This window comes from Effusibacillus pohliae DSM 22757 (assembly GCF_000376225.1).
Classification (GTDB): domain Bacteria; phylum Bacillota; class Bacilli; order Tumebacillales; family Effusibacillaceae; genus Effusibacillus; species Effusibacillus pohliae.
The window spans coordinates 53,378-67,321 of sequence record NZ_AQXL01000126.1 but is presented as its reverse complement, the minus strand read 5'-3'; the positions used below and the strand labels follow the sequence as shown (position 1 = coordinate 67,321).

11 protein-coding genes, 2 pseudogenes and 1 other annotated feature are annotated in these 13,944 nt (G+C 56.3%); of the genes and pseudogenes, 4 read left to right on the top strand and 9 right to left on the bottom strand.

Annotation, left to right across the window (positions count from 1 at the left end; all coding sequences use genetic code 11):
* Positions 1 to 135: 135 nt before the first annotated feature.
* From C230_RS23915 to C230_RS0112410, 3 genes and pseudogenes are all read right to left on the bottom strand, one after another.
* A pseudogene (locus C230_RS23915) lies at positions 136 to 1,068 on the bottom strand (ComEC/Rec2 family competence protein); the annotation flags it as partial.
* A pseudogene (locus C230_RS23910) lies at positions 1,051 to 1,599 on the bottom strand (ComEC/Rec2 family competence protein); the annotation flags it as partial. The pseudogenes C230_RS23915 and C230_RS23910, both read right to left, overlap by 18 nt.
* Before the next feature lie 172 nt (positions 1,600 to 1,771).
* Positions 1,772 to 2,383: a helix-hairpin-helix domain-containing protein gene (locus C230_RS0112410; RefSeq protein ID WP_018132364.1), complete on the bottom strand. Its 612-nt coding sequence runs from the start codon at positions 2,381 to 2,383 to the stop codon at positions 1,772 to 1,774.
* Positions 2,384 to 2,550: 167 nt separating this feature from the next.
* Between C230_RS0112410 and mntR the strand changes: the two genes are divergently transcribed.
* Both mntR and C230_RS0112395 read left to right on the top strand, forming a co-directional pair.
* The gene (mntR, locus tag C230_RS0112400) at positions 2,551 to 2,997 is read left to right on the top strand and encodes a transcriptional regulator MntR (RefSeq protein ID WP_040393514.1); all 447 of its coding nucleotides are present in this window, start codon (positions 2,551 to 2,553) and stop codon (positions 2,995 to 2,997) included.
* A gap of 57 nt (positions 2,998 to 3,054) precedes the next feature.
* Positions 3,055 to 4,140, top strand: a complete 1,086-nt coding sequence (locus C230_RS0112395) for a D-alanine--D-alanine ligase (protein ID WP_018132361.1) — start codon at positions 3,055 to 3,057, stop codon at positions 4,138 to 4,140.
* A gap of 296 nt (positions 4,141 to 4,436) precedes the next feature.
* On the opposite strand, the gene C230_RS22605 is transcribed toward C230_RS0112395, so the two are convergent.
* Together C230_RS22605 and C230_RS20310 are read right to left on the bottom strand one after the other, a co-directional pair.
* The gene (locus C230_RS22605) at positions 4,437 to 4,595 is read right to left on the bottom strand and encodes a hypothetical protein (RefSeq protein ID WP_156807451.1); all 159 of its coding nucleotides are present in this window, start codon (positions 4,593 to 4,595) and stop codon (positions 4,437 to 4,439) included.
* A gap of 514 nt (positions 4,596 to 5,109) precedes the next feature.
* Positions 5,110 to 5,703 carry a YdcF family protein gene (locus tag C230_RS20310; protein WP_018132358.1) on the bottom strand — a complete coding sequence of 198 codons (594 nt, stop codon included), beginning with the start codon at positions 5,701 to 5,703 and terminating at the stop codon, positions 5,110 to 5,112.
* Positions 5,704 to 5,838: 135 nt separating this feature from the next.
* Here C230_RS20310 and C230_RS20305 point away from each other — a divergent pair, with 135 nt between their 5' ends.
* Positions 5,839 to 6,921 (top strand): YheC/YheD family endospore coat-associated protein, encoded by a 1,083-nt coding sequence (locus C230_RS20305; protein WP_018132357.1) that lies wholly within the window; start codon positions 5,839 to 5,841, stop codon positions 6,919 to 6,921.
* A gap of 62 nt (positions 6,922 to 6,983) precedes the next feature.
* Here the strand turns inward: C230_RS20305 and panD are convergent, their stop codons facing one another.
* Complete coding sequence (gene panD, locus C230_RS0112370) at positions 6,984 to 7,388, bottom strand: aspartate 1-decarboxylase (protein WP_018132356.1); 405 nt, start codon at positions 7,386 to 7,388, stop codon at positions 6,984 to 6,986.
* 249 nt (positions 7,389 to 7,637) lie between these two features.
* On the opposite strand from panD, the gene C230_RS0112365 reads away from it, so the two are divergent.
* The gene (locus C230_RS0112365; RefSeq protein ID WP_018132355.1) at positions 7,638 to 8,891 is read left to right on the top strand and encodes a threonine synthase; all 1,254 of its coding nucleotides are present in this window, start codon (positions 7,638 to 7,640) and stop codon (positions 8,889 to 8,891) included.
* A 91-nt stretch (positions 8,892 to 8,982) separates the two neighbouring features.
* Here the strand turns inward: C230_RS0112365 and C230_RS0112360 are convergent, their stop codons facing one another.
* The 3 genes from C230_RS0112360 to C230_RS0112350 all read right to left on the bottom strand — a co-directional run bounded on the left by C230_RS0112360 (position 8,983) and on the right by C230_RS0112350 (position 13,789).
* Positions 8,983 to 9,378 carry a YmaF family protein gene (locus tag C230_RS0112360; RefSeq protein WP_018132354.1) on the bottom strand — a complete coding sequence of 132 codons (396 nt, stop codon included), beginning with the start codon at positions 9,376 to 9,378 and terminating at the stop codon, positions 8,983 to 8,985.
* 195 nt (positions 9,379 to 9,573) lie between these two features.
* Complete coding sequence (gene leuS / locus C230_RS0112355; RefSeq protein WP_018132353.1) at positions 9,574 to 12,036, bottom strand: leucine--tRNA ligase; 2,463 nt, start codon at positions 12,034 to 12,036, stop codon at positions 9,574 to 9,576.
* 64 nt (positions 12,037 to 12,100) lie between these two features.
* Positions 12,101 to 12,336, bottom strand: a binding site (T-box leader).
* A gap of 160 nt (positions 12,337 to 12,496) precedes the next feature.
* Positions 12,497 to 13,789, bottom strand: a complete 1,293-nt coding sequence (locus tag C230_RS0112350; RefSeq protein WP_018132352.1) for a glycosyl hydrolase family 18 protein — start codon at positions 13,787 to 13,789, stop codon at positions 12,497 to 12,499.
* Between the last annotated feature and the right edge of the window lie 155 nt (positions 13,790 to 13,944).

Sequence of the window (13,944 nt, the reverse complement as noted above, 5' to 3'; positions counted from 1 at the left end):
GGTGAGGATCAGGCCGGCGGTGACCGGCCCGCCGGCAAGCAAACGGCCGATTTTCCAACCGCACGGCGGCCTACCGATCAGCCAGCCCGGATTCGCGTAACGCAACAGGGAGCTGCCAATTTGTTTACGGAACAGAAGCGCCAGCAGGCCACCGTATAGCAGCCAGACAGCCCACACCGGAGGGCTGGGAAAGATCAGCGTCCAATCGGCTGTTGCATCGGCCAGCCAGACAACCGGCTTCACCAACAGCCACATTAGACAGCGGTAGAAACCAAGGAACGGCAGCGCAAGCCACGGATGGATCGCTCCCAGCGCGAGCAGCCCGAAACCGAGGGGTACCAGCAGGCACGTGAGGGGCATGATGTACAAATTGGCCACCAGGGAAAAAGGGGACAGTTCGTTGAAGTAATAAAGCAGGAGCGGTGTCGAGGCAATCTGGGCGGCCAGTGTCACAGCCAGCGCCGGGCGGAGCCAGGCAGGTCCCCGCAACACCCGCGTCAACCGGGGTGTCAGCAGCAGCAGTCCGATCGTTGTCACAAACGACAGCAAAAACCCGATATCGGACACAATCCCCGGATTCCAGAGAGCGGACAGCAAAGCGGCCGTCGCCAGGCTGGTCAGGATATCCGCCTTGCGGCCGAGGGAAGCTCCGACCACCACAAGTGTGGCCATCAAACCCGCCCGCACCACCGACGGTCCCGCCCCTGCCAGCAGCGCATAGAGAAAAATCGTCCCGATCACGACCGGATTGGCGATTCGCTTTGACAGACGCAGCCGCCTCATCAAAGCAAACAGGGTGCCGGCAATCAGCCCGACATTCATGCCGGAAGCGGCCAAAATATGCGTCACGCTCAACCTCTGAAAAGCGGATTCCCATTCCACCGGCAAATCAGCCCGAAACCCGATCACCAGCCCGCCCGCCAACTCTGCCTCGCCCGGAGGAAACAACCGGTGCAGCACGTTCCATAGATGTTCCTGCAAGGGAACGATCGTCAGGCCGTACAAGTTGCTAAGCGTACCGATCTTCAGCAGATCGCCCCGATTTTTAACTGATAAACGGCCGTGAATCCCCTGTCTCTCCAAGTATCGTTTATCGTCAAAACCGCCGGGGTTGCGGGGAGAAGCCGGTTCCAGCAGCACGCCGCGCAGTTCGACCCGGTCCCCGTATACCGGGTCAGGGCCATTTTTTCGGGAATCGGTGACGCGAATCCGGTCTTGCAGCCAGACTGGTTGGCCGTGCTCCGGCTGCAACCGTTCCACTCGGACGGTGTACTGCCGTTTACCGTTGAGAACAACCGGCGTCTCTTCGATCACCCCGATCACCGTTACCGGTTGATCATAGTACGGTTGCAGTTGGTTGGAATGAAACGCACTGTAAGCCTGACTGTAGAGAAAACCGACCGCCGCAAACAGAACGGCAAGCAAAAGGGGCGGGAAAATTCGGCCGCGTTGGCGGCGAACCAACAAAGCGGCGGTGATCGCCAACAGCAGGCAAACGATCAGCCCAATCAGCAGCGAATGGCGGTAGACCGGCGAAAAACAGGCGATTGCAATGCCAGCCAGGAAAAACACGGTCAACTGGAGGAGGATTCGGCGCATGGAAGGATCTTTCCTTTCCGGGGGAGTGATGCGGAGATGGGAGAAAAAAGGGGGACGCTGTCCGATGGCCGCTGCCGGCAGGAGCAATCGACAGCCGACTGGAATAGAGTAGAGGTGGCAGCAGTTGCCCGTCTTGTGCCGACGCGATCGGCGGATCAACGGCGTCTCCGGCCTAGTAAACGGTTAGCCGGTCTTTGATCGCATCCAGCAGCTTCGGGCCGAACCCCTTCACCTTCAACAGGTCGTCGACCGATTGGAAGGGGCCGTTTTTTTCCCGATATTCGACGATCGCTTTCGCTCTGGTCGAGCCGATTCCGTCAAGCGCATCCAATTGCTCAATCGTCGCCGTGTTCAGATTGAGCTTCCCTTCGGCGACAACGGAAGGTTTTGCGGCGGACGCCTGTTCCCCCTTGGCGGGAATCAGCACCGGTGCACCGTCAGCCAGTTTTTGTGCCAGATTGACCGACTGCAAATCGGCCTGCTCAGTGGCGCCGCCGGCAGCCTGAATCGCGTCAACCACGCGCGCTCCGGCGGGCAGTGTATAGACGCCTGGCGAATGAACCGCCCCCTTGACATCAACCATCACCTCGCCCGCCGGTTTCGGCTGTGCCGCATCCTGTTTGCTGCCGGCAGATGCCGCTGGCTGGGGCTGCTCCGCCGCCTTGGGCAACGGAACCTGCGATGCCATACCGGGCCGTCCGTACATATAAACGCCGGATACGAGCAAAATCAGCAGCAATAAAGCGACGACAATCACCTGTTCGCGTTTCGTCAAGCGCAACATGGAATCACCTCTTCTTGCCCCTGCTGCTTTTAAATTCGCTATCCGTTTCCGTAATACCTGCTAAATGGAACAAATTTTTCAAAACTTTCTTGAACGGCCAATTTGCAAGATGATCAAGTTCCATAGTACAATAAGGTTTGATCAGGATTTGAAAGTGAGGAAGCGCAATGCTCACACCCAGCATGGAAGACTACTTGGAAAAAATCTACGAATTGATGAAAGAAAAAGGGTATGCGCGCGTGTCCGACATCGCGTCATCCCTTGCCGTGCAACCTTCCTCCGTTACGAAGATGATTCAGAAACTGGACGAACAGCAATACGTAACCTATGAAAAATACCGCGGCATCATTCTCACCCCGCGGGGTGAACAGTTGGGCCGCTTGATGAAGCAACGGCATAAAATGTTGGAACGGTTCCTGCGCATGCTCGATGTCAGCGAAGCGACGATCGAGAAAGACGTGGAAGGCATCGAGCATCATGTAAGTCCCAGCACGATGGACAGCTTGAACAGCCTGGTGCTGTTTTTCGAAGACTATCCGGAGTGCCTCGAGGAATACAAACAATTCCGCCAAAAGATGAAAGATCTGTCGGCAACAGATGGCGATACGAAATAGACAAACAGCCTCCATGATGAGGTTTTTTGTTTTTACACCTAGAGAGGAGTGACTTCTTTGTCTCGCAAAATTCGCGTCGGCGTCGTGTTCGGCGGCCGCTCTGGGGAACATGAGGTGTCCATCCATTCCGCCCGCTCGGTCATCGAAAATCTGAACCCGCAAAAATACGAAATACTGCCGATCGGCATTACCAAACAAGGCATCTGGCACGTCGGTCTCGAATCCTATCGGGCGCTTGGCACGGACATTCCGCCCAAGCTGCTGGCCAACACACAATGCGAGCAATCGGGCCTGCCGGTGAAAACGGATCCCAGCCTCACGCTGCCCGCTCCGATCAGTGAAGCGTTGGATGTGGTCATCCCCGTGTTGCACGGTCCTTACGGCGAAGACGGCACCGTACAAGGCCTGTTTGAACTGCTGAACATCCCCTATGTCGGCTCCGGCGTGCTCGCTTCGGCCGTCGGCATGGACAAAGCGATGATGAAAACGGTGTTCGCGCAGGCCGGACTGCCACAATGCAAGTATCTCGTCTACCTGCGCAAAAAATGGGAACAGGATCGCGAGCCCATTCTCCGGGAAATTGAGCGGACGCTCGGCTTCCCCTGTTTTGTGAAACCGGCCAACCTTGGTTCGTCGGTCGGCATTTCGAAGGCGCGCGACCGTGCCAGCCTGGTCGCCGCCATTGACGAAGCGGCCCGCCACGACCGGAAGATTTTGGTGGAGGAAGCGGTCGACGGCCGCGAGATCGAGGTAGCCGTCTTAGGCAACGACGAGCCACACGCGTCGGTCGCCGGCGAAATCGTGCCGAAAGCCGAATTTTACGATTACAACGCGAAGTACGTGGACGGAACGTCCGACCTGATCATCCCGGCGGATCTGCCGGAAGAGAAAATGACGGAAGTCCGGCAGATGGCGGTCCGGGCATACCAGGCGATCGACGCATCCGGTTTGTCGCGCGTCGACTTTTTCCTCGAACGGAAAACGGGCCGTTTTCTGATCAACGAGATCAACACATTTCCCGGCTTCACGATCTACTCGATGTATCCGAAGTTGTGGGAAGCGACCGGCCTGCCGTATGATCAACTGCTGGACGAATTGATCCGGCTGGCGATCGAACGCCATCAGGAGAAAAACCGGGATTGACACTCAGCACGGCTGAAGCCGTGGGATTCTTGGGAGCACTCCCGCAACCGAAACAAAACCCCGGCCAAGGGATGGAAGGAAAAATTGGACCCGACATGCTTCGAGAAATCGACCACTTTGTAGGGATCTGACCGTTTTGCCTGGCGATAGGGTTCACTAAACATGAAGGGAGCGGCGCTTTGCCGCTCCCTTGCACTTTCATTTGCACATGCGTTCTTACACTCATTTTTTGAATTTCCCAGAAACCGGATCGATCTCTTTCCGATTCGTCTATAGAATCGTATGATTCATAACGTTCAATTTTCTCTGAAACTTTTTGCCAGCGGGGTCAAAGAATTCGCGCTTGATTGGGAAGCCGGTGCTGTTTTTCCATCTACATTTTCTACTCCATCGTTTTTCCACTTCGCTTCTTTCAATTCGTTTTTTATTTGTTCATGAAGGGAACGCTTTAGCAAACTCTTATTCTCTTAAACCCCCATGCCCCTGGCGGGGCACAATATGACCAATGAAAATCGCTGGATGCGCTATTTTCTCATCAAAAGGTCTTGTCGTCAAGCTGCCAAGCGGCTCCTTCCAACACCCCGTTTTCCAGGCCGAGCGAAATAACGGTTTTCCCGCCATTTGTCACAAGAACCGAGGATACTAAAGTACCATCAGCCCGATAGGTATTGTGGCGTTCACGCAAGTTTTCGAGGTCCCGCAGTGCTCCTCATAATCCCCATTTTTCGACTGCATTTTTATATATTCAACTTTTTTGGTCCCCAATTTGTCACCAGCTTGCATAGCGACTTGATTGCCATTTGCAAGGACATCATTTTGATTATCCGAAACAGTGAATGATACAATCAGGGCACCTACAACAACAACTAGGAAATATTGCAACCCATTTCGTTTGGATAAGTCGTTTCATTTTTTCCTCCCCTTTATCATTTATTGACTTATCTTCCAAAATTTTTTGTTCATTCATACTTATTCCCACAGCTTTTCTTTTGTAATCGCCGCGACTTCCCGCAGCACCCAATACGGCTCGAACAACGCCTCGCTTTTGGCGGCATAGCCGCTGGTCTCCATCCCCAGTTGCCTGGCGATCAGTTGCGCCCTTTTTTGATGAAACCGGTTGGTTACGAGAATCGCCGTTTTCATTCCCTCCCGCTGCATGATCCGTTGCGAGTACTGCAAGTTCGTGCGGGTGGAGTTCGATTGGTCCTCAAGCAACATGGCATCACCCGGCACGCCTTTCCGCTCCAGATACCTGCGCATCGCTTCCGCTTCCGACACGTACCCCGATCCGTGCCCGCCGGACAATATCATCTTCAGCGCATAGCCCTGCTTGTACAAATCGTACGCCCAGTCACACCTTTCCCTGAGCGAGGGACTTGGCTCATACCCCCAAACCTGTGCGCCGAGGACGATGATCACATCCGCTTTCCTCGGCTGAATCGCAGCGCCGAACCGCTCAATCGAGACATACTGCCAAGCTCCGTACAGCAAACCGCCGATCGTGCACACAACCGTGATTTTGCGCAACAAACGAACGCATTTTTGCAGTCGCAACCCGTTCACCTCGAATCCGCCGATCCTGCTACCAACAGGTTACAGGAAAAAAGGGGCCGCAACAATCCTTACCGATGAACATCTCACCAAGTTCGACATATAGTGTGACGACTGCCAAAATAGAAAGGGAGGACTCTGAACCAGGTGATTCGCTTTGCAATCGTCACAACGCTGGTTCCCCGCCGGAAAGGAACCGGCCCGCCGCGGCCGCCGCATTCATTTCGAATGATGGCACTGGAAACGGAAAAAATGGGGATGGTCCCGATCCTCGTGCACCCGGACGATTTTCATGCCGATCACATCAAAGGCTGGATCGGCCGGCAAATCGGCAAGGCGGATGAAAAGTGGGTGCGAAAAACCATGCCGCTTCCCGATGTCGTGTATGACAACGTGTTTGTACATCTCGTCAATCGCGGAAAAACAATCCGCTTGCGCAGGATTTGCCGACGCCGGCGGATTCCGTTGTTTAACCCCTATGTACCGAACAAATGGATCGTCCACCGGATTCTGCAACGGATCCCGGAAACCGCAAGCTGCCTGCCCGTTACCCGGCACGCCCGTGATCCGCAAGATGTATTCGATCTGCTGAACCGATTCCAGACCGTTTATGTGAAACCGGCAGGCGGCTACGGCGGACAAGGTGTCACGCGCATTGCCAAGATGGAAAACGGCCTGTATCACGTGGAAATCGACCGGCTGCACGGCACACGGGTGTGCTTCAAAAAATCGATGGCCGAACCGCAGCTGCGCCGCTGGTTGCGGCATCGGCTGCGCTCCCGCCACATCGTGCAGCAAGCGTTGCGGCTGATGCAGGTCGACGGCGGACAGCTGGACTTCCGCGTCGTTGTCCAGCGGACAGCCGATGGAGAATGGATGGTTATCGGCATCGTCCCGAAGATCGCTGCCGTCGGCGGCGTGGTGACCAATCTGGTGGCGGGCGGCCGCAAAACCAGCCTCGACTGGTTGACTGAATGGGCTAGCCGGCACGGCAAAACGATCCCGCTCCACCGGCTGGAAACGGCCGTGCTCCGCATCGCCGGTGTATGGTCCAAACGGCTGCCGACATTGGCGATTTTGGGATTTGACATGGGGGTTGACGTGAACGGCAAGGTGTGGATGATCGAGTTGAACACAAAACCGGCGCGCTCGCTGCTGACACCCGCCATGCAGCAAAAATCATACCGGGCGTTCGCCGAATTTGCCCATTATCTTGCCACCCGACGTTGACGTTGCCAGCCCCTTTCCGCATCAACCGCCGCCCGTGACCGCGTGAAAAAATTACGGGATCCTCAGCCGCAGGATCCCGTAGTTTCGTCTTCCGGCAAACCGGTCGTATGTTCTTCCACGCGGACGATCGCATTCTGCGAGTCGACAAACACTACCTTCGGCTTCAAAGCGGCCAGCTCTGCCTCGTCAAAGACCCCCATGCTCAGGATGATCACCAAATCGCCCGGTTGAAACAGATGGGCGGGCGGACCGTTCAGGCAGATTTTCCCCGACCCGGCCGGCGCCGGCAGCGCGTACGTTTTCCAGCGGGTGGCGTTTTGCAGACTGGTGATTTGCACGATTTCGTAGGGACGGATGTCCGCCGCCTGCATTAAAAGCGAATCGATCGTGATGCTTCCCACATAATGCAGTTCAGCCTCGGTGACAGTCGCCCGGTGGATTTTCGCTTTGCACATCAGCCGTTGCATCGCTTCAGCTCACGCTCCCCTTCCCCCGTTTGATGATGTTGCAAACGGTTCGCGGCAGTCATTTTACAGTATGACAGTTTCTGTCGTTCCGCCTTTCTCTGCCAAAAAATCGGGCTTGTGCCGGCAAGCATACCGCCCGGTTTGCCAAAAGGAGCTGGACGGCAGCCGTTTCATTTTCGGAATGGTTGTATATTCTGGAGAAGAATGCACCGCGACTGCCTGTTGATTCTGCTGCAAGGAGGTTCATCAGTGAAGGATTGTTGGTTAACTTGCTCCCGTTGTTCCCGCAAACAACCGATCGACAGCCTGCAGGGACAATGTGAATGCGGCGGTGCCCTGCTGGTCGAATATGACCTGGAACAAGCCGGCCGGACATTGACAAAAGAGTCGCTCGCCACCCGTTCGAGCTCGATGTGGCGGTATCATGAGGTGTTGCCCGTCAGGAACCTGCAGTCGATCGTTTCGTTGGGGGAAGGCTGCACTCCGCTGGTTCGCCTGAACCGCCTGGAGCAGCAACTGTCGATTGCAGACTTGCGGGTCAAACGGGAAGAACAAAATCCGACGGGCAGCTTCAAGTCCCGCGGATTTTCCGCCGCCGTTTCGCTGTTGCAGGAACGGGGCATTTGCAAAGCGGCCGTCCCCTCAAACGGAAATGCAGCGGCTGCTCTCGCCGCTTATGCAGCCCGTGCGGGAATCGAAGCGTACGTACTGATTCCGCAAGACTGTCCGGGCATGATTGTGGAGGAATGCATTCACTACGGTGCACATACCTGTCTGGTGGAAGGACTGATTCATGACGCGGCGCAAATCATCGCGGAAGGCAAAGCGGAACAAGGCTGGTTTAACGTCGGTACGTTAAAAGAGCCCGGCCGGGTGGAAGGCAAGAAAACGATGGGATGGGAGATCGCCGAACAACTCGATTGGCGCCTGCCTGACGTAATCGTCTACCCGACAGGCGGCGGCTCAGGCATCATCGGGTTATGGAAAGCGTTTCAAGAAATGCGGCAAATGGGGTTCGTGCAAGGCGACCTGCCGCGGCTCGTGAGCGTGCAGGAAGCGGGCTGCCAGCCGATCGTCGAGGCAATCGGCCTGCATCGTGCTTTCGTGCAGCCGCCCACCGGTCCCATCACGTCCAACCCTACGGGGATGCGCGTTTCCCATCCGCCAGACGGCAATCTGATCGTGTCGATCCTACGCGAAACGAACGGCACGGCGCTTGCCGTAACAGCGGAGGAAATCGCATCCGCGCAAAAAACGCTCGGCGCTCACGGCATCTCCTCCTCCCCGGAGGGGGCAGCCACTCTTGCAGGGCTGCTGCGGCTACGGGAAACCGGATTTCTCTCTCCATCCGACCGTGTCGTATTGTTCAACACTTCCCATGCGCTCAAATACATTCCCTTCACTCCCTCGCGATCAGTGCCGCTGATTCGGAGCTACAAGGATTTTCTGGATCTCCAAAACAGAACGGCCCCGTCGCAGAGCCAGGGCGGTGGGAAAAACTGATGATTGGGATTGGAGCATCCGCGCTGCCGGATGCAATTTTTTCTACAAAAAATCCCCTCTGTTTCGATCAGAGGGGATGAGTTGAGAACGGTCAAAGCGAAGCGGTGGTCCGGCCGCTGTAATAATGGGTATGGGGAATGCGGCCGCTCACCGTGGTGACGCCTTCAAACAAATGGTAATGGCCGCCGCCCGGTGCGGGAATCGCCGGACCGGTCACCCCCCGGATCACATGCATGTGCCCGTCGTCAAATGATGTGATTGTGTAATAACCGTGCGTATGCGGGACACCGCTCGGCGCTGGTTGGGTGGTTCCCGCGTACCGGTGCCGATGCCCTACGTCAAATGAAGTGACTCCCGCAAAATTGTGCACGTGCAACGGGCGTCCGTCCCAAGTGATCAGGTACATGTCATGTGAATGTTCACCCTCCGCATCGGAATCGCCTGCATGATACATAATTCCGAACACCGGTTGTTCCTTTTTTTCCATTCGGACAGTTCCCCCTCTTCGCATGATGGACCATGCTTTACGCTATGTGCAACCGGGGAACGCCGAAACGGCTATCATCCAAACGAATGGAAAAACGGGAGTCGCGGTTACGACTGGGCAAGCATCTCCAACTACCGAAAAAAAGAGTGCATCCGGCATTAGCCATTTGCACTCCAAGAAAATCGTGTTCCGCGTTTACCCGACGACCACATTCACCAGTTTGCCGGGGACGACGATAAACTTCTTCACCTGTTTGCCTGCCACCTCATCTTTGATCTTCTCCCGCGCCAGCACCAGTTCCCGAATTTCATCCTGCGTTGCGTCCTTCGCCACCACTACACGGTCGCGCACTTTCCCGTTGACCTGGATCGCGTATTCGATCTCATCCTGCACCAGGGCGGCCGGATCGAACGCGGGCCATTTTTGCAGATGGACGCTTTCCGGGTGCCCGATCCGATGCCACAGTTCTTCCGTAATATGCGGTGCCACCGGGGCCAGCAGCAGGATCACCGTCTCGATCGCATCCAGCTTCACTCCCATGTCCGCGTTGTGCGGGTATGCCTGGATCGCGTTGACCAGCTCCATGATGGCAGAAATCGCCGTGTTAAACTGGTACCGTTCGCCGATGTCCTCTGTCACTTTTTTGATGGCAAAATGGGTCTGCTGCCACAGCTTTCTGGCGGCAGGTTGCGAAGGATCGGCGGCCGTCCGGGCGGCAAACCGGTCCGCATGGGTTTCCACCAATCGCCAGACGCGGCCGAGGAAGCGATGGGCTCCCTCCACGCCCTGATCGCTCCATTCCAGGTCACGATCCGGCGGTGCAGCAAACAAAATGAAGGTGCGCGCCGTATCCGCTCCGTACTTGGCGACGATGTCTTCCGGCGACACGACATTGCCTTTCGATTTGGACATTTTGGCCCCTTCCTTGATCACCATCCCCTGCGTCAGCAGGCTTTCAAACGGCTCCTCAAAATTGACGAGACCCGCGTCGTACAACACTTTCGTGAAGAAGCGGGAGTACAGCAAATGCAACACCGCATGTTCGATGCCGCCAATGTATTTGTCGACCGGCAACCAGCGGTTCACCGCCTCCGAGTCGAACGGGCCGTCCGCTTTCTGCGGCGACGTATAGCGCAAGTAATACCAGGACGAGTCAATAAACGTGTCCATCGTATCGGTTTCGCGGGTCGCCTTGCCGCCGCAGGCCGGGCAGGCGGTGTTGACAAACGATTCGTTGGTCGCCAGCGGCGATTTGCCGGCCACTTCAAATTGCACCTCATCCGGCAGCAGCACCGGCAACTGTTCTTTGGGCACGGGAACCGTTCCACAGGCTTCGCAATAGACGATCGGGATCGGGCAGCCCCAGTACCGCTGGCGGGAAATCAGCCAGTCGCGCAGGCGGTAGGACACGGTGCGCTTGCCCTTTCCTTCCCGTTCAAGACTCTCCGAAATCTTTTCGATCGCTTCCACCGTTGGCAGACCGCTGAACTCTTGCGAGTCGACCAATACGCCTTTCTCTGTGTAAGCGGCTTGCAGCGGCAGTGCAAGCGGCTCGCCTTGCGGCTGGATGACCACTTTGATCGGCAGGTTGTACTTCGTTGCAAACTCGAAATCGCGTTCGTCGTGCGCCGGCACTCCCATCACAGCACCCGTCCCGTAATCGGGGAGCACGTAGTTGGCGATCCAGATCGGCACCCGCTCGCCCGTTTTCGGATGAATCGCGTATTCGCCCGTGAACAGTCCGATTTTTTCCGCGTCGGCGGAGGTCCGTTCGATCTCCGATTTTTTCCGTACCTCCTCTACAAATGCACGGATCTCGTCCCGTCTCGGTGAAGTTTGCGTAATCCGTTCCACCGCCGGATGTTCGGGCGCCACCACCAGGTACGTTACGCCGTAAAGCGTATCGGGACGTGTAGTGAACACTGTGAGCGTTTCGTCGTGGCCGTCCACCGCAAACACCACTTCGGTGCCGTGCGATTTGCCGATCCAGTTGCGCTGCATCGTTTTTACCCGTTCTGGCCACCCGGACAGTTTGTCCAGATCGTTCAGCAGCCGCTCGGCGTAATCGGTGATGCGCAGGAACCATTGCTCCAGGTCTTTTTTCACGACCTCGCTGCCGCAGCGCCAGCACTCGCCGTCTTCCACCTGCTCGTTGGCGAGCACCGTAGCGCATTCCGGACACCAGTTGACCGCTCCTTTTTTCTTGTAGGCCAGACCCCTCTCGTAAAACAGCAGGAACAACCACTGCGTCCATTTGTAGTAATCGGGTAAACAGGTGGTCACTTCCCGCTCCCAATCATAGGAAACGCCCAATTCTTTCTGCTGGTTGCGCATAAACGCAATGTTGTCAAACGTCCACGGCGCCGGATGGCTCTGGTTCTTGATCGCCGCATTTTCCGCCGGCATCCCGAACGCGTCCCAGCCCATCGGATGCAGCACGTTGTATCCCTGCATCCGCTTGAAACGGGCCACCACATCCCCGATCGAATACACCCGCACGTGCCCCATATGCAGCCGGCCGGACGGATACGGAAACATTTCCAGACAGTAGTAATAAGGTTGGCCGGACGCTTCGACCGTTTTATGGAGTCCCGACTGTTCCCAGTATTTCTGCCATTTTCTCTCAATTTCCGCCGGTTCGTACTTCCGTTCGCTCATCGACATTCCCTCCTCGTCAGTTCCATCAAAAAAATGAAGAAAACCTCCCACCCCAAAGCCTGACGCTAGGGACGAGAGGTTGGAATCATATGGCCTTCCCGCGGTACCACCCTACTAGACAGAGAACGCACGTTTCCCTGTCCACTCGAGATCCGGTAACGGGGACAATCCGGTTACAGGTACTGGCTTTCCCTGTAACAGCTCGGAGGCGAGTTTCTTCGCCCGCTCCTGCCAACTCCCACCACCCGTTGGCTCTCTGCAAGGATTGGAACGAATACTGCTCCTCGTCAGCGCATGTTCCGTAACAATTTGTCGAAAGGAAAGATTTGATTGTTAGTATACGCACTTCGTTCCCCATTTGTCAACCTGTCGCAATCACTTGTCGCAATCACTCAGGTCAGCACACAAAATATGCACAATGGGCCGATCCAATTTTGCCAGCCAATCGGGACGAGGTTCGCTAGTCCGGTTTCCGAATCTGAAACGTCGAGTGCAAGAGCGTCCAGTTTTGCGGGAACGGATTGCCCAGCATCCAATAGCTGATCCCGCCCAGTTCCAGCTCGCGCACGAGGTGAAATTTCGCCAGCACGGAACGGGCGTCTTCAAACCACACCTGCCGCATCTCATTGCGCGGTCCGCGATACATAAACATGGGCGCCGCCGATTCGGCATGAAAATGGATGTGTCCTTTCGCGCGGATCGCCTGTTCCACAGCCGCTTTCGGCGAGATGCCGGTCGCCCGGTTCCCCTCTTCATACGGTGTCGGCCAGTTGTACCCGTACAGGGCAATGCCCATCAAAATTTTATCCGAAGGAATCACCGTGGTCGCATAGTCAAGCACACGGCGAACCATATTCAGCGGGGCAACCGCCATCGGTGGGCCGCCCACCCAGCCCCATTCAAACGTCATCAGGATCACCCGGTCAGCCAGGCCGCCCAGCGTTCGGTAGTCGAACGCGCCCATCCAAGGATTGTTCGGGTCATCCGCCGTCTTCGGCCCGAGCGTGACGGTGATTGGCAATCCTTCGGACGCCGACGCCTCCGCCAGCTCCCGGACAAAGCAGTTAAACGAATCGCGCTCCTCCGGATGCAAATGTTCAAAATCGATGTTGACGCCTTGATATCCTTTTGTTTTGGCCAGATTCACGATGTTTTCGATCGTCTGCCGGCGGATGTTCGCATCCTGCAAAATGACGTGCGCCAGATCCGGACTGAACCTGTCTCCCTCAAAATTGGTGACCGTCAAAAGCGGCGCCACATGTTCCGCCTTCACCCAGTCGATCAGTTTGTCGTCCGGAATGTCGGACAATGTCCCATCCGGATTGACGGAACGATGAAACACCGACAGATACGTCAGGCAGTCGGCCGCATCCAGCAGAATTTCCTGATCGATACCACCGCCCGTCGGAATCATGAACGCGTTCACATCGATCGTTTTCTCGGCACGAAGCGGCACCGGCAGCCAGATGGTCTCACCGGCCACAAGGTTCTGTTCATCGAGCCGCTCGTTGACCGCCTGAATGATGTGCGGCGGGACTCCCAACTGGCCGGAAATTGTGTCGAGCGTGTCGCCTTCCCGGATTTTGTACGGTTCCAGCGTCGACCGCGGCCCGGCCGGAATCAACAGGCTCATGCCCGGGATCAGTTGATCCCCCTGCAAATCATTGGCTGCCCGAATCCGCTCCGCAGTACCCCCATACCGGTTGGCGATGGAAAAAAGGGTTTCCCCCGACTTGACGACGTGGACGAACATGGCCCCTCCTCCTCACAGGCCCCCAACCAAGCGGCGCTCAGCGAATCGCCAGTCCGTCCGCTTGTTTGATAGGGAAGTCATTCAACCACTACCATACTATTCAGAGGACGGGTAGACATAAAACCAATTTTGTTTCGGCAAAAAAATCGCCCCCG